At 64.5% G+C, this 20,007-nt stretch carries 15 protein-coding genes and 1 tRNA gene; 7 read left to right on the top strand and 9 right to left on the bottom strand.

Going from position 1 to position 20,007, the window contains the following annotated elements:
* Positions 1–130: 130 nt before the first annotated feature.
* On the bottom strand, positions 131–832 hold the full coding sequence (gene fnr, locus G4G71_RS00080) for a fumarate/nitrate reduction transcriptional regulator Fnr (protein WP_401035794.1): 702 nt from the start codon (positions 830–832) through the stop codon (positions 131–133).
* A gap of 287 nt (positions 833–1,119) precedes the next feature.
* Between fnr and G4G71_RS00075 the strand changes: the two genes are divergently transcribed.
* The 5 genes from G4G71_RS00075 (at position 1,120) to G4G71_RS00055 (ending at position 5,631) form a co-directional block, all read left to right on the top strand.
* Positions 1,120–1,878 carry a COG4705 family protein gene (locus G4G71_RS00075; protein ID WP_169934912.1) on the top strand — a complete coding sequence of 253 codons (759 nt, stop codon included), beginning with the start codon at positions 1,120–1,122 and terminating at the stop codon, positions 1,876–1,878.
* A 107-nt stretch (positions 1,879–1,985) separates the two neighbouring features.
* On the top strand, positions 1,986–3,275 hold the full coding sequence (locus G4G71_RS00070) for an NAD(P)/FAD-dependent oxidoreductase (RefSeq protein ID WP_169934911.1): 1,290 nt from the start codon (positions 1,986–1,988) through the stop codon (positions 3,273–3,275).
* Between the two features lie 13 nt (positions 3,276–3,288).
* The gene (locus G4G71_RS00065; protein ID WP_169934910.1) at positions 3,289–3,840 is read left to right on the top strand and encodes a helix-turn-helix domain-containing protein; all 552 of its coding nucleotides are present in this window, start codon (positions 3,289–3,291) and stop codon (positions 3,838–3,840) included.
* A gap of 77 nt (positions 3,841–3,917) precedes the next feature.
* A complete protein-coding gene (locus tag G4G71_RS00060) occupies positions 3,918–5,267 on the top strand; it encodes a glutamine synthetase family protein (RefSeq protein ID WP_169934909.1) in 1,350 nt (449 codons plus the stop codon).
* A 205-nt stretch (positions 5,268–5,472) separates the two neighbouring features.
* Positions 5,473–5,631 carry a YqaE/Pmp3 family membrane protein gene (locus tag G4G71_RS00055; protein WP_003084988.1) on the top strand — a complete coding sequence of 53 codons (159 nt, stop codon included), beginning with the start codon at positions 5,473–5,475 and terminating at the stop codon, positions 5,629–5,631.
* On the opposite strand, the gene G4G71_RS00050 is transcribed toward G4G71_RS00055, so the two are convergent.
* From G4G71_RS00050 to G4G71_RS00035, 4 genes are all read right to left on the bottom strand, one after another.
* Entirely contained in the window at positions 5,628–7,196 is a 1,569-nt protein-coding gene (locus G4G71_RS00050) for a methyl-accepting chemotaxis protein (protein WP_169934908.1), read from the bottom strand. The genes G4G71_RS00055 and G4G71_RS00050 overlap by 4 nt on opposite strands.
* A complete protein-coding gene (locus G4G71_RS00045) occupies positions 7,193–9,373 on the bottom strand; it encodes a putative bifunctional diguanylate cyclase/phosphodiesterase (RefSeq protein WP_169934907.1) in 2,181 nt (726 codons plus the stop codon). The genes G4G71_RS00050 and G4G71_RS00045 overlap by 4 nt, the downstream gene beginning before the upstream one ends.
* Positions 9,374–9,537: 164 nt before the next feature.
* Complete coding sequence (locus tag G4G71_RS00040; protein WP_169934906.1) at positions 9,538–9,861, bottom strand: hypothetical protein; 324 nt, start codon at positions 9,859–9,861, stop codon at positions 9,538–9,540.
* 440 nt (positions 9,862–10,301) lie between these two features.
* Positions 10,302–10,787 (bottom strand): BRO-N domain-containing protein, encoded by a 486-nt coding sequence (locus G4G71_RS00035; RefSeq protein WP_169934905.1) that lies wholly within the window; start codon positions 10,785–10,787, stop codon positions 10,302–10,304.
* 438 nt (positions 10,788–11,225) lie between these two features.
* On the opposite strand from G4G71_RS00035, the gene G4G71_RS00030 reads away from it, so the two are divergent.
* Positions 11,226–11,432, top strand: coding sequence for a type II toxin-antitoxin system HicA family toxin (locus G4G71_RS00030; RefSeq protein WP_169934904.1), 207 nt, complete (start codon positions 11,226–11,228; stop codon positions 11,430–11,432).
* A 29-nt stretch (positions 11,433–11,461) separates the two neighbouring features.
* Positions 11,462–11,866: a type II toxin-antitoxin system HicB family antitoxin gene (locus G4G71_RS00025; protein WP_169934903.1), complete on the top strand. Its 405-nt coding sequence runs from the start codon at positions 11,462–11,464 to the stop codon at positions 11,864–11,866.
* A 57-nt stretch (positions 11,867–11,923) separates the two neighbouring features.
* On the opposite strand, the gene G4G71_RS00020 is transcribed toward G4G71_RS00025, so the two are convergent.
* The 4 genes from G4G71_RS00020 to dnaG form a co-directional block, all read right to left on the bottom strand.
* Positions 11,924–12,000, bottom strand: a tRNA-Ile gene (locus G4G71_RS00020).
* A 16-nt stretch (positions 12,001–12,016) separates the two neighbouring features.
* Positions 12,017–15,751 (bottom strand): bifunctional diguanylate cyclase/phosphodiesterase, encoded by a 3,735-nt coding sequence (locus G4G71_RS00015; RefSeq protein ID WP_169934902.1) that lies wholly within the window; start codon positions 15,749–15,751, stop codon positions 12,017–12,019.
* A gap of 105 nt (positions 15,752–15,856) precedes the next feature.
* Positions 15,857–17,710, bottom strand: a complete 1,854-nt coding sequence (rpoD, locus tag G4G71_RS00010; protein WP_169934901.1) for an RNA polymerase sigma factor RpoD — start codon at positions 17,708–17,710, stop codon at positions 15,857–15,859.
* A gap of 78 nt (positions 17,711–17,788) precedes the next feature.
* Complete coding sequence (dnaG, locus tag G4G71_RS00005) at positions 17,789–19,813, bottom strand: DNA primase (RefSeq protein ID WP_169934900.1); 2,025 nt, start codon at positions 19,811–19,813, stop codon at positions 17,789–17,791.
* Between the last annotated feature and the right edge of the window lie 194 nt (positions 19,814–20,007).

Raw genomic sequence — 20,007 nt, 5'->3', positions numbered from 1 at the left:
TAGGAAACTCGCCGCTCGGTCGGTTCGCGAGCAAGCTCGCTCCTACAAGAGCAGGAGCCAGCATGGAACCAGCGGGGGAATGCGGACCCTGTAGGAGCGAGCTTGCTCGCGAACAAGGACCGCTGGAACCTCAAAGCTCGACTTCCCCGCCTGCCAACGCACACAGCTCGGTGAAATCGACGATCTCTGTCTCCCGCCCATCCACCCGGATCAAGCCGTGCTTCTGCAGGCGGGTGAAGCTGCGCGACACCGTTTCCACCGCCAGTCCCAGGTAGTCGCCGATCTCGTTGCGCGACATGCTCAGGCGGAAGCGCGTGGCAGAGAAGCCGCGCTCGCGGAAGTGCGCGGAAATGTTCAGCAGGAAGGCGGCGATCCGCGAGTCCGAGTTCAGCCGCGAGAGCAGCAGCTTCATCTGCTGATCCTCACGGATCTTGCGGCTCATCATCAGCATGATCTGGTGCGACAGGCCGGGAATCTGCAGCGACAGCTCCTCCAGCTGGTTGAACGGAATCTCGCTGCACAGCGTGCTTTCCAGTGCCTGCGCCGATACCGGATAGCTGCCTTCGCCCATGCCGGAGAAGCCGAAGATCTCGGTGGCGAAGTAGAAGCCGGTGATCTTTTCCAGGCCCTGTTCGTTGGTGGTGAAGGTCTTGATCGAACCGGAGCGCACCAGGTACACGCTGTGGAACGGATCGCCCTGGCGGAACACGAAGTCACCCTTGTGCAGCAAGTGCCCCGGCTTGATGATCGCCTCGAGCTCCTCGACCTTGTCGTCGCTCAAGGTTGGCGGCGCCAGCCGGCAGTTCTTGCAGTACGGTTGCGGTTTGATCATCTGATTCATCCATATCCCCATGCGCCGGCCAATCGCGCGCAATTCAGCGTTTCTCGGGCGCATCGCCCCCTCATGGAACCATAGCAACTGACAGCCATCTGTCATCCGTCGGATCACCAGTCGGGAAGCAGGCCAATGGATTTTTCATACCTGCTTGACCCTTTCTTCACTGCGCCGACTTCAGTCTCCACGCCCAGGCACCGGGGCCATTGGGGGAGACCACAGGAACTCCGGGGTGCCGTGACGCGACCCGCGCGTCGATCCCGCTCATTTTCCGGAGATACGTCGTGAACAAACTGCCACAGATCACCCTGGCCTTCTGGGTGATGAAAATCTGCGCCACCACCCTGGGGGAAACCGCCGGCGATCTGTTGTCGATGACCCTGAACGTCGGTTATGCGATCAGCTCACTGATCCTCATCAGCGTCTTCCTCATCACCCTGTTCGGCCAGCTTGCAAGCAAGCGCTACGTACCCTGGCTGTACTGGCTGGTCATCCTCTCCACCAGCACCGCCGGCACCACCATGTCCGACTTCATGGACCGCACCCTGGGCCTGGGCTACGCCAGTGGCTCGGCGATCCTGGTCAGCATCCTGGTGGCGATCTTCGCGGCCTGGCGCTTCAGCGGTACCTCTTTGTCGGTCGACAACATCCGCAGCTTCAAGGGCGAAATGTTCTATTGGATCGCCATCCTCTTCTCCAACACCCTGGGCACCGCGCTGGGAGACTTCCTCGCCGATGACTCCGGCCTTGGCTTCGCCGGCGGCGCGCTGCTGATCGGCAGCCTGATCGCCGTGGTGGTGTTGTTGCACTACTTCACCAAGCTCTCCTCGGTGCTGCTGTTCTGGGTCGCCTTCGTGCTGACCCGGCCGTTCGGCGCGACCCTGGGCGACGTGCTGACCAAGTCCCACGAGAAGGGTGGACTGGACTTCGGCACCATCGGCTCCTCGGCCATCCTCGCCGGCATCCTGGTGGCGCTGGTGGTCATGGTCAGCGTGCGGCAGAAGCGCGAAGAGCAGGGCAGCGCAGCGGTGCTGTCTTCCTGACGAGTTGAAGCGGAGTCCGCCGGGCGAAAAGATCGGCGGACTAGCCTTGTGAAATTTGTTCTGTTATTTTTCATGAAAAATAAACAGAACAATTTCACGAGGTCGCGATGTTCCTGCGCTCCGCCGAGCCGGTCGGCACCTACTACGCCGGCGCCAACCCCGAGCTGATTCAGCCGCGCGATGTGCTGCGCGAACCGCTGGAATGCGAAGTCCTGGTGATCGGGGCCGGTTTCAGCGGCCTGCACACGGCGCTGCAACTGGTCGAAAGTGGCCGCCAGGTCTGCATGATCGAAGCCAGCCGGATCGCCTGGGCTGCCTCCGGACGCAACGGCGGGCAGGCATTGCCGGGCTGGTCCAGCGACCTGGGCCCCATCGAGGACGACCTCGGCCATGAAGGCGCGCTGCGCCTGTGGCAGGGCATGTTGTGGGCCGCCCACGAGCTGCGCGACCTGCCGCAACGCCACGGCTTCGACTGCGATTACCGCATCGGCCACCTGTGGACCGCCGTGCTGCAACGCCGCGTCGGCTCGCTCTACGACTGGCAGGCGGAAGCCAATCGTCGCTGGGGCTACGAAGGCCTGCAATTCATCCCCCGTGAAGACCTGCCGCAGTGGATCGCCAGCGACCGCTATCAGGCCGGCCTGTACGACCCGAACTCCGCGCACTTGAATCCGCTCAAGCTGGCCTACGGCCTGGCGGGCGCCATCGAGCGCGCTGGCGGGCGCATCTTCGAGCAGACCCGCGCACTGAGCTTCCGCGAGAGCGGCAATGGCTACGAGGTGACCACTGAGCATGGCAGCGTCCGCTGTGCGTCCCTGGTGCTGGCCTGTAATGCCTACATCGACGGGCTCGACCGCGACGTTTCCGAGCGCATCCTGCCGGTGGGCACCTACCAGGTTGCCACCGCTCCTCTGGGCGAGGAGCTGGCTCGTTCCCTGCTGCCGAAGAACTGCTGCGTCACCGACAACCAGTTCGTCCTCGACTACTTCCGCCTGACCCCCGATCATCGCCTGCTGTTCGGCGGCGGCTGCACCTACCTGGGCGGCATGCCTTCGGACATCCGCGCCGCCACTCGCCCCTATGTCGAACGGGTATTCCCGCAACTCAAGGGCGTGGAACTGGAATACGCCTGGGGCGGGCACATCGACTGCAGCATGCGGCGCACCCCGGACATCGGTCGACGCGGCGATCTCTACTGGCTGCAGGGCTATTCCGGCCACGGCGTACTGCCCAGCCTGGCCGCTGCCCACGCCGTGAGCGAGGCGATGCAGGGCCGCAGCGACGAGCTTGACCTCTATCAACGCATCCGCAATCCCGGGTTCCCCGGCGGCCAGCGCTTCGCCGCGCCACTGGAAGCCGCCGGCAAGGCCTGGTATCGATTACGGGATTTCATCTGATCCGGACCCTGCCATGACTCAAACGGCTGCCAACGAACACCTTGCCACGCTGATCCGCGACCTGCGCAAGCACAAGAACCTCACCCTGGGTGAGCTGGCCGAACAGATCGGCCGCTCGGTGGGTTTCCTGTCCCAGGTCGAGCGCGGCCTGTCGCAACCCACCGTGGCCGACCTCACTGCCATCAGCGAAGCCCTGGGCGTGCCGACCACCTACTTCTACGCCGGCGACACCCGCCGCGAACGCGACTGGGTCACCCGGCCGAACGATCGCCGCACCCTGTACTACGCCGGTGGCGTCACCGACATCCTCGCCTCGCCGAACATGTCCGGCGGCTTCTCCATGCTCGACAGCATCCTCGCCCCCGGCGCCACCAGCGGCGAAGGCCACCTGGACGACAGCTCGGAGCAGGGCGGTTTCGTCCTCGAAGGTGAGCTGACCATCTGGTACGAGGACGACACCGTCACCCTCTATCCCAACGACAGTTTCCAGCTGCCGCCGCACAGCCAGTTCCGCTACGGCAACCTCACCGATAAACCAACAAGGGTGCTGTGGATCTTCACGTAATTTCCCAAGCCAGCCCGCGTGGGTTGGCTTGGGAAAACGATCCGGCCGCCCCCCGCACAAAGGCCCCAGAGAACATCATGAACCGCCCGATGCATCCCGACCTGCTCAGCGAAGTCCGCGCCTTCCGCCAGCAATACCCGGACATCCGCTACGTTGACCTGATCTGCCTGGACATTCCCGGCCACTTCTACGGCAAGCGCTACCCCGTGGACATGCTGGAGAAGGTCGCCGCCGGCAGCCCGCTGAAACTGCCGCAGAACTGTGTGCTGCTGGGCGTACAGGGGGGCCTGCACCCCATCGGCGACTACTGCTTCAACGATGGCGACCCGGACGCGCCGCGCCGCCTGATCCCAGGCTCGCTCAAGCCGGTGCGCTGGGAGAACCAGCCGCTGGGGCAGATGCTGATCAGCTCCGACGGCACCGAGGCGCCCATCGAATTCGAACCGCGCGAAGTGCTCGCCCGCGTCATGCAGCGCCTGGAGTCCAAGGGCATCCGCCCGGTGGTGGCCTTTGAGCTGGAGTTCTACCTGTTCGACAAGAAGCTCGACAACGGCCTGCCGCAATACCCGCGCGACCCGCTGTGTGACGACGAGGACGACCAGCCGAACATGCACATCGAGCGCCTGTCGCGCTTCTCCGATGTGCTCCACGAGATCGTCGAAGCCTCCCGCGAGCAGGGCGTGGACGCCAACGTGATCACCGCCGAGATCGGCCCTGGCCAGTTCGAGATCAACTTCGCCCACTGCGACGACGGCCTGCACGCCGCCGACCAGGCCGCGCTGTTCACCCGCGCCACCCGTGGCGTGGCGCTCAAGCATGGCCACCGCGCCAGCTTCATGAGCAAGCCTTACCTGCATGCGCCGGGCAGCGGCATGCACGTGCACGTCAGTCTCTACGACCGCGACGGCAACAACCTGCTCGACCGCGACAACCAGCAGGCCCTGCGCCACGCCGTGGCCGGCTGCCTGGAACTGCTGCCGCACTGCATGCCGATCTTCGCCGCCAACCACAACGCCTACCGCCGCTACGGCTCCCGCGTGAACGCCGCGAGCAAGGCCAGCTGGGGCTTCGAGGATCGCGATGCGTGCATTCGCATTCCCGAATCGGATGGCAAGAACCTGCGCATCGAACACCGCCTGGCTGGCGCCGACGCCAACCCGTACCTGGTGCTCGCGGCGATTCTCACTGGCATGGAGCACGGCCTGGAGGCCCGCCAGGAGCCCATCCCGCCGCTCAACGAAGACCGCTCCAGCGGCATCGACTTCCCCCGCGACATGCTCGGCGCCGTCGCCGAGATGGAAGACCATCCGGTGGTGAAGGAAGGCCTGGGCAGCGAGTTCGTCTTCGTCTATTGCGAGAACAAGCGCCACGACCACCTGGACTTCATGAACGAAGTCAGCGCGCGGGAGTACCGCTGGTTCCTGTAACGCCTGATGCCTGATCTCACCTTGTAGGAGCGAGCTTGCTCGCGAACCAGTCCCGCGTCGGGGATTGTTCGCGAGCAAGCTCGCTCCTACAGAAAAGCCTCTCACGTGAGTGAGCACGGCGCAGCGTTTCGCCTATTTCTCTGAACCCGCTTCGCTTTCCTGCGGTCAATTCCATGCACAAGGCAATCTCACAAGGAGCCACTGCATGGACCTCATCCGCATTCTGATCGCCATCCTTCTGCCGCCGCTGGGCGTGTTCCTCCAGGTCGGTTTCGGCGGCGCGTTCTGGCTCAACATCCTGCTGACGCTGCTCGGCTACATCCCCGGTATCGTCCACGCCGTGTACATCATCGCCAAGCGCTAACCCGCCCGGCTGCCTTCCCAGAAATGCTCCGCCAGTATCCGCAGTTCCGCCGACAGTTCCGCCATGCGCGCGGCGCTGCGCTGGCAGGTGGATACTTTTTCCGCGTTGCTGTCTGCCGATCCGCGAATGGCGTGCAGGCTGCGCTGTACGTCTTCGCTGGCGACGCCCTGTTCCTCGATGGCTTCGGCAATCTCCAGGCTCATGCGCTGGATCGCCGAGACCTGCTCGCTGATCTGTTCCAGCGTGCCCGCCGCGTGCCCGGCCTGCTCCAGGCTGGCCACCGCCTGCTCGCAGCAGTGCCATAGCGCGCGCACCGAATCCTCGGCGCCCTGCTGGAGATTGCCGACCAGCGACTGGATGTCCCGCGCGGAATTCTCCGTGCGCGAGGCCAGCGCCCGCACCTCATCGGCGACCACCGCGAAACCGCGCCCGCTTTCCCCGGCGCGTGCCGCCTCGATGGCGGCATTGAGCGCCAGCAGGTTGGTCTGCCCGGCGACATCGCGGATCACTTCGAGCATCCGCGAGATAGCCTCGCTGTGCTCCTTCTGCTGCTCCACCGCCGTGCTCGCCGCGCGGACACCGGCTTCCAGCGCGGCGAGTTGCCCACGCGTGCCGTGCACATCCTCATGGCCGGACTGGGTAATGCGCTCGCTGCACTGCGCTGCCACCGCACTATGTTGTGCGTGGCGGGCGACCTCCTGGACGCTCTGGGCCAGTTGCTGCATGGCGCTCGCAACCTGTTCCGTCTCACGTTGCTGCAACTGCGAAGCGGCGCTGCCGCCGGCCATGGCATCGGCTAGCGCCGCAGAGTGTTCGGCCAGCTGCTGCGAGGCATCTGCCATGCGCCCGACCACGGCGGCGGTTTCCGCCTCCAGCATGCGGAAGGCGAACTCCAGCTCGCCGAATTCGTCGTTCCGGCCCGTATACAGCTGCTGGCTGAGCGGGTTGTCGGCGATCTTCCGCGCTCGCCCGAGCAGCGCGCCCAGCGGTTGCAGGCGCAGCACCAGCCAGGCGCCGGACGCGCCCAGTGCGAGCAGGAAAGCCAGCACCGTCAGCTTGGGCAGCAGCAGGGCGAGGAGGGCGCCGCCGGCTTGAGCCAGCAGCAGGCCGAGCAGCAATTGCGCCGCGAGTGGCAGGCGCGTACGGCTCGGCTTCGCCCCTTTGCGCATCCGCGCGTAAAGGCGCTCCGCGGCATCGACCTGCTCGGCGCCGGGGCGGGTGCGCACCGACTGGTACTCCACGACTTTTCCGCCATGGCGAATCGGTGTGACGAAGGCACTGACCCAGTAGTGGTCGCCGTTCTTGCAGCGATTCTTCACCAGGCCCATCCAGCTGCGCCCGGCCTGCAACGTCTGCCAGAGGTGGGCGAAGGCGGCGGGCGGCATGTCCGGATGGCGCACGCGGTTGTGGTTGAACCCCACCAGTTCTTCGGCTTCGAATCCGCTGATCCGGAGGAAGTCCGGGTTCACATGGGTGACCGCGCCCTTGAGGTCGGTAGTGGAGAGGATGTTGGCGTTGGCCGGTACATCCACCTGGCGCCCGGTGATCGGCAGGTTCTGCTTCATCGCTGGTGCTCCAGGTTGTGTTGGAACAGTTGTTCGGGCGCCAGCGGCTTGCTGAACAGGAAGCCCTGGGCGTGACGGCAGCCTTCGGTGCGCAGGAAGTCCAGGTGCTCCTGGCGTTCGACGCCCTCGGCCACCACTTCCAGGCCGAGGCTATGGCCCAGGCCGATGATGGCGCGGCAGATGGCGCTGAGTTCAGGGTCGTCGGGCACGCGGGTGATGAAGCTGCGGTCGACCTTGAGAATGTGCAGCGGGTAGCGCTTGAGATACCCCAGCGAGGAGTAGCCGGTGCCGAAATCATCCAGCGCCAGGCGTACACCCTCGGCGGCCAGTTCGCGCAGGCAGGCGAGGGTTTCCGCGCCATCCTGCATCAGCAGGCTCTCGGTGATCTCCAGCACCAGGCTGCGTGGCGACAGGCCACTCTCGTCGAGGATCTGTTGCACCCGCGCAGCGAAGCCCGGCTGCTGCAGTTGGCGGCTCGACAGGTTCACCGAACAGTAGAGATTGCGATGTCCCTGACTCTGCCAGAGCGCCGTCTGCCGGCAGGCCTGGCGCAGCACCCAGTCGCCGACCGGGACGATCTCGCCGGATTCCTCCAGCGCCGGGATGAAGTCCAGCGGCGAGACTGACGCGCCGTTGTGCTTCCAGCGCAGCAGTACTTCCACCGCTTCCCAGTGCGGCGTGTCGCGATCCAGGCGCACGATGGGCTGGTAGTGCAGGCTGAACTCCTCGCGGCGCAGGGCTTGCGCCAGCGCGCTTTCCAGGTCGAGCCGGCGCTGCGCCTCGGCCTGCAGTTCGAGACTGAAGCGCGCGTACTGCGCCTTGCCGGCTTCCTTGGCGCGATACAGCGCAAGGTCGGCGGCCTGCAGGGTGTCGATGGCCTGGCCGTCGGTCATCAGCCCGGTGATGCCGATGCTGGCGCTGACCACCAGCGTGCGGCCGTCCACGTGCAGCGGCTGGCGCAGGCAGTCGAGCATGCGCTGCGCGACCTGTTCGGCGTCGACCAGGCTGGCCAGGTCGTCCAGCAGCACGACGAACTCGTCGCCGCCGAAACGCGCCAGGTGGTCGCCCGGCCGCAGGCAGCGCAGCAGGCGCTGGGAGACCTCCACCAATACGCGGTCGCCCACCGCGTGGCCGAGGCTGTCGTTGATCAGCTTGAAACGGTCCAGGTCGATGAACAGCAGGCCGGACTCGCGCGCGCCGGGGCGGCGTTGGCGCATCAGGGCTTGCTGCAGCAACTCGTCCAGGCGCAGACGATTGCCCAGGCCGGTCAGCGGGTCATGCCGCGCCGCATGGCTGAGCTGGTGCTCGCTGGCCTTGTGCTGGCTGATGTCGGTTTGCGAGCCGGCCATGCGCCCATCGGTGACCACGCCACGCGCCAGCACCCAGAGGTAGTTGCCGTCACGCTGGCGGATACGGTATTCGTGGCTGAGCAGCGCACTGCTGCCGCGCAGGTGCGCGTCGATGGCCTTGCGCAGGCCGGGCAGGTCGTCCGGATGCACGCGGGCGAACCAACTGGTGCTGCCTTCGCCGAGGTTGTCGCGGGTCAGGCCGAGCATGCGTGCCCAGCGCTCGGAGACGTAGAGGCGGTCGTTGCCCAGGTCCCAGTCCCAGATGCCGTCGTTGGCGCCGCGCAGCGCGCGGGCGAAGCGCGCCTCGCTGTCCTCCAGCGCCTGACGCTGGGCAGCGCCGTAGGTGTCGATGGCCAGCGACATGTCGAAGAACACCCGCTTGAGCAGGCTGGCGTAGGTCTTGGCTTCCGGGGCGTCGCCCATCAGGTCGGCGAGCATCTGGTCCAGGTACAGGCGATAGGCGCCCATGTACCACTTCAGCTCGACGCCGACTTGCTGGTGCACCAGCCCGATGCGCAGGCGGTCGCGCACGTAGTCGGCGTCCTGCGGGGCGTCCCAGAGCTGGCGGTAGTATTCGAACTGACTGCATTTCAGCCGCGCCAGCGTCGCCGGCTCGGAGAGGATCGCGCCCAGAGGCGGATAGTGGCGCAGGTGATCGTAGAGCTGCTCGATGAAGCGCTGGTGGCAGCCCTCCAGTTCGGCGGCGCGGCCATGCAGATGGCGGCCATCCTCCTCGCGCCACTCCAGGTAACTCAGGCGCTGATCGACTTCCATCGTCGACAGGCCGATGCGCTCGAGCACGCTATCGAGCTTCGGTCCCAGGCCCATGTTCGGCTCCTTGCGGGTCTGCTGTTTTTGTCGGGCATGAAAAAAGCGCCGGCTCGTCGTCACGTCGAAATCGACGGCGACCAACTCGGCGCTTTGTCTTGCAGGCCCACAAGTCCTGCCCGGCAAAGCCAGCTTCCGCAACGCGGAACGCGGGTGGAAGTCTTTTACACCAGCGGGCGCGGCCCCGACAACTCCTGCAGTGCGCCACTCAGGCGCTGACGCAACTCGCCCAGCTCGCGGGAGCGGAAGGCGTGGCGGGTTCTCTCCAGCACCCCGATGGCATCGGCCAGCAGCGCGAGCATCCGCGCCGAATCGCTCAAGGGCGCGTCCTTGAACCATCGGCACAGCGGTGCCTGCTCGCAGTTGGTTGGTCCTTCCATCACCGCGCAAGGCAGCTCATAGGCCGCCAGCAACGCACGAACCTGGCGAGCCAGCGCCGCGTCCTGGGAGGTGACCAGCAACTGGACCGGGTACCGGTGAAGAGTCATGAGGGGCTCACTCATATCAGGGAGATGCCAATTTAATGGCTAGTGGCTATCTGATATTGACCCCAGTCATCTCGGCGGGGCGCTTGCGTCAGATGGACGACGTTAGGTGTGAAGTGGCCCGCAATACGGTGCCGGAAAACTGCCATAAACGCGCGGAAAACGTAGGGCGGATAACCTGGAACAGGTTATCCGCCAGACCCTCGGCGGCGGATAACGCTGGCGCGTTATGCGCCCTACTGCTGGGAGAGCAGGCAAAACGTACCGGCTGACACCGAGGTTATTTCTCGCTCCGAACGGTCCCCTCTCCCGCTTGCGGGAGAGGGTTAGGGTGAGGGGGCTTTGATCCTGTAGGAGCGGACCTTGTCTGCGAAGCTCATTGGGGCGGGAAGCGATGGGTATCGCTTCGCTCCACGCCATTCTACGAAGTGCACCGGGCAGGATCAGTGCAACGAGCGCACCTGGTTTTCCATGATGCGCACCGCATCGGTCCAGCGCACCCAGACCTTGCCCTGCCAGTCCATCACGCTGGTCGGCTGGCCTTCGATCTGCTCCATGCGTCGGCGCGGCAGGTGTGGGTTGTTCTGCTGCGCATCGCGCAGGGCCGGCAGCACCTCGGTGCTGATCCACTGCCGCAGGCTGCGGTTCTCCGGGTGATAGAAGTGCACCAGCAGCAGCGCATAGAGACCGCTTTCACTGACCAGGTAGAGCTTTTCGTCGCAGCCTGCCAACTGCTCATGGCGAAGCTGGTCCGGATCGAGCTTGCTGGTGACCCGCTCGCCCAGGTGGCTGTTGGTCAGCTTGGCCAAATCGCGCAGGACGAACCACGCCTGCCGCTCGATCAGCAGCCCGCGCAGACGACGGTTGTAACGGTGGAACACGGTAGGAATCAGGCCTTCGTCGGCCGATGGCGAATCGGAAAACTTCATGCTGTCTCTCCATGTACATCCAGGAAGCCGCCGCCCGAACAACCGAAGAGGGCGGCGGACCGTGCAAGGGTGGAATCGCCGGTGTGGCACACGACCGGTAGGGCACGGAGCCCTCCTTGCACGGCCCGCCATAGACCACCAAAGACCTGCAGCCGTGGGGCTGCCGCTCTCTGCTATGGCTTGCATTGCGTAATGTGCCTTTTTCAGGATTCCACTCCTGACCACGGCGAGCCGTGGCAGACGGAACGCTACGCAGAGCCCTTGTAGGACAGCAACGCCGTTGCGGCGTAGGGCAATTCGGGAAATACCGCTGGTCTGCGGCGAACCTGCCTCCAGCACGGGTAACTGCAGCGCCTGTCGGCTTATCTCCTCGTCACATTGACGGGCTTCGATTTTGGTGTGTACGGTACACACTGCTGCGCCGTCGGGAGAGCGTCGATGCGCAGCAAAGAGATCATTGATTTGTTGATCGAGGATGGCTGGTTCGAGATCGGCTGCAATGGCAGCCATCACCAGTTCAAGCACCCGGTCAGGCCCGGCAAGGTGACGGTCCCACATCCGAAAGCCAGCCTGCCTAAAGGAACGGTCAACAGCATCCTCAAGCAGGCCGGCCTCAAGCTCGGACAATCCAGTGCCAGCCACTGAACCGAATACGTGACAGCAGGTAGCCACCCATGAAATTTCCCGTCGTGCTCCACAAGGACCCCGACAGCGACTACGGCGTTACCCTGCCGGATGTGTCCGGCTGTTTTTCTGCTGGCTGTACCGTCGACGAAGCCCTGGATAACGCGAAAGAAGCCCTTGCCTTGCATTTCGAGGGGCTGGTCGCGGACGGCGAAGAATTGCCCCAACCGCAAGCCATTGACCAGCACCTGAACAACCCGGACTACGCCGGTGGTGTCTGGGCGGTTATCGAGTTCGACGTCACGCCGTATTTGGGCAAAGCAGTACGCTTCAACGCCACGCTGCCCGAACATCTGCTGCAACGCATCGACGACCGCGTCAGCAAAGACCAGCGCTACAGCTCCCGCTCCGGCTTCCTCGCCACAGCGGCGCTGCGGGAACTGGCGAACTCCTGACGACCGAATGCCAGAAACGCAAAAGCCGCGCATTCGCGCGGCTTTTTGCTGAAGAGGTGGTGGGCCCACACGGACTTGAACCGTGGACCAAAGGATTATGAGTCCTCTGCTCTAACCAACTGAGCTATAGGCCCCCAGAAGGCGGGCGGATTATACCGGCGCGTTGTGCGTCGCGCCAATCGGATGCAGCGGGACCAGGAAGCGGTTGGCAAAGGCGTCGGCCGGCAGTGGGGCGCTCAGGGCGTAGCCCTGGATCTGGTCGCAACCTTCGGCTTCGAGGAAGCGTTCCTGGGCTTCGTGTTCCACGCCTTCGGCGATCACGATGAGGTTCATGCTGCGCCCCAGGGCGATGATGGCCCGGGCAATGGCGGCGTCGTGTGGGTCGTCCGGCAGGCCGTGGACGAAGGACTGGTCGATCTTCAGGGTGTCCAGCGGCAGTTGCTTCAGGTAGCTGAGGGAGGAGTAGCCGGTGCCGAAGTCGTCGATGGCCAGCTGTACGCCCAGATGCTTGAGGCTGTGCAGGATCGACAGGGCTTCCTCGGTCTGGTGCATGAGGAAGCTTTCGGTGATTTCCAGCTGCAGGCGCGAGGGCTGCAGGTTGTAGTGGGCGAGCAGTTCACGGATGCGTTCGACCAGGTTGGTCTGGCGCAGCTGGGCGCCAGCCAGGTTGACCGAAAGTGGGCCGAAGGCGGCGTGGCTGTCCTGCCAGCGGCTCATCTGCCGGCAGGCTTCGCGCAGCACCCAGTCGCCCAATGGCAGGATCAGGCCGTTTTCCTCGGCCAGCGGAATGAAGCGATCGGGCGAAATCGCGCCGAATTGAGGATGTTTCCAGCGGATCAGGGCTTCGGCGCCGACCAGTTGGCCAGTGCCGAGGGAGAGCTTGGGCTGGTAGTAGAGCTGCAGCTGGTCGCTTTCCAGCGCGCGGCGCAATTCATGTTCCAGGGCCATGCGCTCGGTGGCCTGGAAGGTCAGTTCGCGGGTGTAGAACTCCACCCGGTTGCGGCCCTGGGCCTTGGCCCGGTACATGGCGGCGTCGGCGTTCTTCACCAGGGTGGCGACATCCGAGCCATCGCTGGGGTAGAGGCAGATGCCGATGCTGGCGCTGACGAAGAATTCCTGTTCGCCGGCGATGAACGGCTTGTCGAAGCAGAGCAGCAGCTTGTTGGCGACGTGTTCGGCGTCCAGTGCGTGGTGCAGGCCGGGCAGCAGGATGATGAATTCATCTCCGCCCTGGCGCGCTACCGTATCGACGTCGCGCAGCTGCTCGCGCAGGCGGGTGGCAATGGACTTGAGCAGCAGGTCGCCGACCGGGTGGCCGAGGCTATCGTTGATGTGCTTGAAGCGGTCCAGGTCGAGGAACAGCACGGCGCCCTGATGATCGTCTTCCTGGGCTTCCTTGAGCGAGGCGTTCAGGCGGCTTTCGAACAGCAGGCGGTTGGGCAGGCCGGTGAGTGGATCGTGGTGGGCCTGGTAGTCCAGCCGTGCCTGGGCGTACTTGAGGGTGGAGATGTCGGCGAACACGCCGACATAGTGCGACAACTCGCCGTCGGCATTGCGCACGGCGCTGACGGTGAGCCACTCCGGGTAGAGCTCCTGGTTCTTCCGGCGGTTCCAGATTTCGCCCTGCCAATGGCCCTCGGCGTTGAGCTGGTGCCAGAGGGCGACGTAGAAGCTGCTGTCGTGCTGGCCGGAGGCGAGCAGGCGCGGCGAACTGCCGAGGGCTTCCTGTTCGCTGTAGCCGGTGATCTCGCTGAAGGCGCGGTTGACCGCGACTATGCGCTGGCGTGCGTCGGTGATCATCACGCCTTCAGCGGTGCTCTCGAATACGGTGGCGGCGAGTCGGAGTTTTTCCTGCATCTGCTGCTGCTCGGTGATGTCGCGAGCGATGGTCAGCATGCAGTCGTCGCTGCCGATGGTGATGCGGTGGGCGGACAGCTCGCACAGGCGCAGGCTGCCGTCGCGGGTGCGAATCTGCGCGGTGAAGCCTGGGGCGCTGGCGGCGTTGTCGAGGATGCCCAGCAGTTTGCTGCGGTCGGCCGGGTTGGCCCACAGGCGCAGGTCGAGGGTGGAGCGCTCGGCGGCTTCCTCACGGCTGTAGCCGGTGATGCGGGTGAAGCCCTGGTTCACTTCCACCAACCGGCCGTCGCTGATGCGGGAGATGAGCATGCCGTCGGGCGAGGCGTGGAAGGCTTTGGCAAATTTTTCCTCGGAGACGCGCAGTTGCTCCTGGGTTTCCTTGACCTGGGAGATGTTGCGCACCACGACGACCAGCGCCGGCGTGTCGTCGAGGATGATGTGCTGCGCCGACAGCAGGGCGGTGAAGTGGCTGCCGTCGCGGCGGTTGAGCGGGATCTCGACGTTGTTCAGCGGTTCGCCCTGCAGGCGCTGCAGCATGGCCGGGCCCATGCCAGGGGCGCCCCAGATTCCCAGGTCGGTCGAAGTCTTGCCCAGGGCTTCGCTGGCGGGGATGCCGATCTGTTGTTCGAAGGTACTGTTCACCGCCAGCAGCACGCCGTCGACTCGGCGGGCGAGGACGATGATGTCGGGGCAGTGATGGAAGACCGAGGCGAATTTCTGCTCGGACAGGCGCAGGGCCTGTTCGGTGTGCTTCGCCTCGGTGATGTCGATCATCAGGCCGCGCAGGATCAGGTCGTCGCCATGCTGGATCAGCGTGACGATGTCGCGGATCCAGACGATTCGCCCATCGGCGGCGAGCATGCGGTAATCGAAGCTGTGGTTGCGCCCGGCATGGCTCTCGCTCATGCAGAAGTGGATCGCGTGCTCGGCGTCTTCCGGGTGCAGGGTGCGTTGCCAGAAGCCGGGCTCCAGCCAGTCGGTCAGCGGGTAGCCGAGCAGCCGCTGGGCGTGGGGCGAGACGTAGGTGAAGCGGTTCTCCGCCAGGCGCATTTCCCAGGCGATGGCGGTCAGGCTTTCCACCAGGCCGCGGTAGTGCTGTTCGCTGTCGCGCAGGGCCTGCTCGAGTTTCTCCCGGCGCTGCATCTCGCCGCGCAGGCGCCGGTTCATGGTGAACAGGACCAGTAGGGTGAGGGTGGTCAGAACCGCGATGGGCACGACCACGCGGAACACATCAGGCCACACGCTACGGTGGTCGACCAGGCCGCCGACCCAGGGGGCCTGCAGTGCGTCGATCTGTTCTACGGTCATGTCCGCCAGCACCTTGTCGAGAATGCCGACGAAGATCGCCTGGTCCTTCGGCACACCCATGGCCAACTGGTAGCGGTAGGGGGTTTCGCCGCTGATCTGCAGGCCCTCGAGCTTGAGCTGACGAAGGTTCCAGACACTGGAGGCGAGGTCGCCGACAAACGCATCCACCTGGCCGACCGCCAGCGCCTGCAGTCCGGCAGCGACACTGGGCAGCGGTTGCAGGTTGAGGTCGGGGTGCCTGGCGACCAGCAGTTCATGCGGGGCGTAGTGGGCGACCACACCGACCTTGAGGCCGTAAAGCTCCTTCACGCTGGCTGGCGCGGGGCCGTTCTTGCGGGCAAGGATGATGATCGGGAAGTCGAGGTAGGGGCGGGTGAAGGTCAGGTACTCGAGGCGTTCCGGCGTAGCCATGATGCCGGGGAGCAGGTCGAGATGGCTGTCCCGCGCCTGTTGCAGGACTTCGCTCCAGCTTGCCGGCTCGATCGGTTGGAGCTGGACCTTGAGCTTGTCGCTGATGACTTTGACGTAACTGGCAGCCAGGCCCTGGTAAACGCCGTCGTTGTCACGGAATTCGAAGGGGGGCCAGGAGGCGTCTACACCCAGGCGCAGGGAGGGGTGTGCCTGCAGCCACTGCTGTTCGTCGGGCGTGAGGCTCAGGGCGAATGCCTGTCCCGCCCAGAATGCGAGGCACCACAGTAGAACTGCCTGCAGACGCGGCATGAAGGGCCTCATTCCAGGGGGGACTATGCCGAAGTGTAGACGTGGCACTTTGCCCGATGGAAGGCCCAAAGAAAAACCCCCGGTTTTGGGCCGGGGGTTTGTTCATCACTCGTCGAGGAAGGAGCGCAGGTGCTCGCTTCGCGACGGGTGGCGCAGCTTGCGCAACGCCTTGGCTTCGATCTGGCGGATACGTTCGCGGGTCACATCGAACTGCTTGCCGACTTCCTCGAGGGTGTGGTCGGTATTCATGTCGATGCCGAAGCGCATGCGCAGGACCTTGGCTTCGCGAGCGGTGAGGCCGGCGAGGACTTCGCGGGTGGCTTCCTTGAGGCTCTCGCTGGTCGCCACTTCGATCGGAGACTGCATGGTGGAGTCCTCGATGAAGTCGCCCAGGTGCGAGTCTTCGTCGTCACCGATCGGCGTTTCCATGGAGATCGGTTCCTTGGCGATCTTCAGGACCTTGCGGATTTTGTCTTCCGGCATGTCCATGCGTTCGCCCAGCTCTTCCGGGGTCGGTTCACGGCCCATCTCCTGCAACATCTGGCGGGAGATACGGTTGAGCTTGTTGATCGTCTCGATCATGTGCACCGGAATACGGATGGTGCGGGCCTGGTCGGCGATCGAACGGGTGATCGCCTGGCGGATCCACCAGGTGGCATAGGTCGAGAACTTGTAGCCGCGACGGTATTCGAACTTATCCACCGCCTTCATCAGGCCGATGTTGCCTTCCTGGATCAGGTCGAGGAACTGCAAGCCGCGGTTGGTGTACTTCTTGGCGATGGAGATCACAAGACGCAGGTTCGCCTCGACCATCTCCTTCTTCGCACGACGGGCTTTCGCCTCGCCGATGGACATGGAACGGTTGACGTCCTTGATCTCGGCAACGGTCAGCTGCGAGCTGGTTTCCAGGTCGACCAACTTCTGCTGGTTGCGCAGGATGTCGTCACGCAGGCGCTCGATGGCCTCGGCGTACTTGGGCTTGCCCTTGAGTACGGAGTCGACCCAGGCGGTGTCGGTTTCGTGGCCGGGGAACTGGCGCAGGAAGTCGGCACGCGGCATGCGAGCATCACGCACGCACAGCTGCATGATGGCGCGTTCCTGGCGGCGCACGCTATCCAGCGCATCGCGGACCTTGGCAACCAGCACGTCGAACTGCTTGGGCACCAGCTTGATCGGCATGAACAGCTCGGCCAGGGCGACCAGTTCTTCGGTTGCCTGCTTACTGCCGCGACCGTGCTTCTTCAGGGCCTTCTTGGCCTTTTCCAGCTGCTCGGAGACGGCGCCGAAGCGACGGGCGGCTTCTTCCGGATCCGGACCGCCATCGCCTTCTTCTTCCTCGCTATCGCCGTCGGACTCTTCGTCCTCTTCGTCCTTGTCCTTATCCTTGGCTTCGGCGTCGTCCTTCAGGCCGACCGGCTCGACTTCCTCGGCCGGCAGGGTGCCGTCATCCGGGTCGATGTAGCCGCTGAGAACGTCCGATAGGCGGCCGCCTTCGGTAACGATGCGGTTGTACTCTTCGAGAATGCCGTCCACCGCGCCCGGGAACTGGGCGATGGCGCTCATGACCTCGCGGATGCCTTCCTCGATGCGTTTGGCGATTTCGATCTCGCCTTCGCGGGTCAGCAGCTCCACGGTACCCATTTCACGCATGTACATGCGCACCGGGTCGGTCGTACGGCCAACGTCGCTCTCTACCGCGGCAAGGGCGGCAGCAGCTTCTTCGGCGGCAGCTTCATCGGTATCGGTTTCCGCCAGCAACAGGGCATCCGCATCCGGGGCTGTCTCGAATACGTTGATCCCCATGTCGTTGATCATGCGGATGATGTCTTCTACCTGTTCCGGATCAGAGATATCCTCCGGCAGGTGGTCGTTGACCTCCGCGTAAGTCAGGTAACCCTGCTCACGACCACGGGTGATCAACTCTTTGAGACGAGATTGCTGTTGCGCTTTTCCGGACATAACACCCTATCCACTGAAGGTCTTGGCGGGCTGAAATAAGCCGAGGATTATACCAGATTCGAGGCTTCAGGCGCCAGTTCAGCTCTGGCTGCCTGTTGAAGAGGGGGTGCTGTAGTGCTCCCGCAGTAACGCTTTCTCTTCGTCGGTCAGTTCACTGGGGTTCTTTCGCAGCACGCTGTGCAAGCGGGCTTCACGGCTGCTGAGCAGCTGGTTGTGTGCAAGTGTAGTAATGGTGTCGACGAACTGCTTTTCAAGATTGCCGTCGTCGATCAGCCATTCTTTTCCCGCCAGCACCTGTAGCAGGCGCCCTTGGGGCGTTCCGTGCCAGCGCGCGATGAGGTGCATCGAGCTCTGTTTCGGATTCTTCTGCAACGCTTCGACCAGTGCGGCGAGCAATTGCGAATAGGTCTGTCCCTCGTTGGAGAAGTGGCTCGCATCCTCGACGCTCTGCGCCAGTTGGGGATGGTGCAGCAGGGTGCGCAGCGCGGTCAGGGTCGGCGATTCGACGCTGATCTCGGTGCGCGGCTGGCGTGGCGTGAAGTCGCCTTTCCTGCCTTTGCCATCCCATTTGCGATCGCCCTTCCAGGGCTTCTTGCCCTGCTTGGCTCCGCCGTTGCCGGGGGAAAACTCCATCGGCGCTTCGAAGTAACTCGAAGCGTCCTGGTAATGACTGTCGCCTTGGCCGGCGAACTGGCCCATGTCGTAGTCGGCGTACTCGTGGGCGTGCTGCTCCGAGCCAGGTGCCTGCGCCGTTGCAGGGGTGTGATTCGGTTTGGCCTGGCCGGTGAGGCCCGAGCGCGGCGCACTGATCTGGCTGAGCGCTTCGGCGGACAGGCCAGTGATCTCGCCCAGGCGCTGGCGCATCAGCAGGCGCAGCGTATTGCCGGGGATCTTCTCCAGCAGCGGTCCGGCCAGGGTCGCCAGGTGCGCCTTGCCTTCCAGCGTGCTGGGGTCGGCTTCCTCGGTCAGTTGCTGGAAGAAGTAGTCCGCCAGCGGCTGTGCCTGGTGGGCGAGGCGGGCACGGAACGCATCCGGGCCTTCGGCGCGTACCAGGCTGTCCGGGTCTTCGCCTTCGGGCAGGAACAGGAAGCGCACCTTGCGTCCGTCCTGCAGGTTGCTCAGTGCCGACTCCAGTGCGCGCCAGGCAGCATTGCGGCCGGCCTGGTCGCCGTCGAAGCAGAAGAGGATGTTCGGCACGATGCGGAACAGCCGCTTGATGTGTTCTTCGCTGGTGGCCGTGCCCAGGGTGGCGACCGCGTTGCGGATGCCCTGCTGCGCCAGTGCGATGACGTCCATGTAGCCTTCGACCACCATGATCTCGTCGAGATCCCGGTTGTTCTTCCGCGCTTCGAACAGGCCGTAGAGCTCCTGTCCTTTATGGAAGACCGGGGTTTCCGGCGAGTTCAGGTATTTCGGCTTGTCGTCGCCCAATACGCGGCCGCCGAAGGCGATCACCCGGCCGCGGCTGTCGCGGATGGGGAAGATCACCCGGTCGCGGAAGCGGTCGTAGCGCTTGCCGCTGTCGGGGTTTTCCACCAGCAGGCCGGCATCGAGCATGGCCTTGAGCTGCAGGTTGTCGCCGCCCAGGTTCTTCAGCAGGTTGTCCCAGCCCGGCGGGGCGAAGCCCAGGCCGAAGTCGCGGGCGATTTCGCCGGTCAGGCCGCGACCCTTGAGGTATTCCACGGCGGCCTTGCGTGCCGGGTGGCTCTTGAGTGCCTGGCGGTAGAACTCGGCGGCGCCGGCCAGCAGCGGGTACAGCGGCGAGTCGACCGGTTGCCGGGGCTTGTTGCCGCGCCGGCCTTCCTCGCGGGGGATGTCCATCCCGGCGCGCTTGGCCAGGTCCTCGACCGCCTGGACGAAGTCCAGCTGGTCGTGGTCCATGATGAAGCCGAGCGCGTTGCCGCCGGCGCCACAGCCGAAGCAGTAGTAGAACTGCTTGTCCGGGCTGACGGTGAAGGAGGGTGTCTTCTCCTTGTGGAACGGGCAGCAGGCGCTGTAGTTCTTGCCGGTCTTCTTCAGCTGGATGCGCGAACTCACCACATCGAGAATATCGGTGCGGTTGAGCAGGTCATCGATGAAGGATTGTGGAATCAGGCCGGCCATAGACTCATCGGGACGCAGGGTGGACCCAAGCATAGCGCGGGGCGATGAAGCCGCGAGCGAGGCTTGAGACTAAGCATGGGGCTTGAAAAGCAAAAACTCCGAAGTCCGCGAATGCGAATCGGAGTCGGGTGCCTTGTTTCAGGCACTCGCCCGGCGAGTGGGCCGGGCGATGCGGAAAGCGTGCGACGAAGCGC

The sequence above is a fragment of the Pseudomonas multiresinivorans genome (assembly GCF_012971725.1).
Classification (GTDB): Bacteria; Pseudomonadota; Gammaproteobacteria; order Pseudomonadales; family Pseudomonadaceae; genus Pseudomonas; species Pseudomonas multiresinivorans.
This window is presented reverse-complemented; position numbering and strand designations above follow the sequence as displayed.

Coding starts and splice junctions, on each gene's coding strand:
- G4G71_RS00030 (WP_169934904.1), top strand. CDS start 11,226: ATGCGCAGCAAAGAGATCATTGATTTGTTGATCGAGGATGGCTGGTTC.
- G4G71_RS00055 (WP_003084988.1), top strand. CDS start 5,473: ATGGACCTCATCCGCATTCTGATCGCCATCCTTCTGCCGCCGCTGGGC.
- G4G71_RS00040 (WP_169934906.1), bottom strand. CDS start 9,861: ATGACTCTTCACCGGTACCCGGTCCAGTTGCTGGTCACCTCCCAGGAC.
- G4G71_RS00070 (WP_169934911.1), top strand. CDS start 1,986: ATGTTCCTGCGCTCCGCCGAGCCGGTCGGCACCTACTACGCCGGCGCC.
- G4G71_RS00015 (WP_169934902.1), bottom strand. CDS start 15,751: ATGCCGCGTCTGCAGGCAGTTCTACTGTGGTGCCTCGCATTCTGGGCG.
- fnr (WP_401035794.1), bottom strand. CDS start 832: ATGATCAAACCGCAACCGTACTGCAAGAACTGCCGGCTGGCGCCGCCA.
- G4G71_RS00065 (WP_169934910.1), top strand. CDS start 3,289: ATGACTCAAACGGCTGCCAACGAACACCTTGCCACGCTGATCCGCGAC.
- rpoD (WP_169934901.1), bottom strand. CDS start 17,710: ATGTCCGGAAAAGCGCAACAGCAATCTCGTCTCAAAGAGTTGATCACC.
- G4G71_RS00035 (WP_169934905.1), bottom strand. CDS start 10,787: ATGAAGTTTTCCGATTCGCCATCGGCCGACGAAGGCCTGATTCCTACC.
- G4G71_RS00060 (WP_169934909.1), top strand. CDS start 3,918: ATGAACCGCCCGATGCATCCCGACCTGCTCAGCGAAGTCCGCGCCTTC.
- G4G71_RS00025 (WP_169934903.1), top strand. CDS start 11,462: ATGAAATTTCCCGTCGTGCTCCACAAGGACCCCGACAGCGACTACGGC.
- dnaG (WP_169934900.1), bottom strand. CDS start 19,813: ATGGCCGGCCTGATTCCACAATCCTTCATCGATGACCTGCTCAACCGC.
- G4G71_RS00050 (WP_169934908.1), bottom strand. CDS start 7,196: ATGAAGCAGAACCTGCCGATCACCGGGCGCCAGGTGGATGTACCGGCC.
- G4G71_RS00045 (WP_169934907.1), bottom strand. CDS start 9,373: ATGGGCCTGGGACCGAAGCTCGATAGCGTGCTCGAGCGCATCGGCCTG.